The following is a 268-nucleotide window of genomic DNA, read 5'->3' on the forward strand; positions in this document are numbered from 1 at the left end:
GCCGAGGATACGTTGCCACCCCGTTGTCGCCAGATCTTTCTCATGAGCCGCATGGAAGCGCTTACCTATCGCGAGATCAGCGGGATCCTGGGGATCTCGGAAAAAACGGTGGAGAACCAGTTGGTTAAAGCGCTGAGCTTGCTGCGCACGGCTATCCGGCAATACGGATTGGCACTCTTCTTTATACAGCTGGACTTTGTCACGGCATTTACGATGCTGCAATAGGCTGGTCTTAAAGGTCGGTGGCACCGTAGTAGTTGTATGGCTG

The 268-nt window shown here is 53.7% G+C and carries 1 protein-coding gene; it reads left to right on the plus strand.

What is annotated here, in order from left to right; genetic code table 11:
* Positions 1 to 225 (plus strand): sigma factor-like helix-turn-helix DNA-binding protein (locus KK062_RS30340; RefSeq protein ID WP_317195826.1); only part of this gene is annotated, 225 nt, incomplete at its 5' end.
* Positions 226 to 268: the final 43 nt, after the last annotated feature.

The sequence above is a fragment of the Dawidia cretensis genome, assembly GCF_018598175.1.
Taxonomy (GTDB): Bacteria; Bacteroidota; Bacteroidia; order Cytophagales; family Cyclobacteriaceae; genus Ohtaekwangia; species Ohtaekwangia cretensis.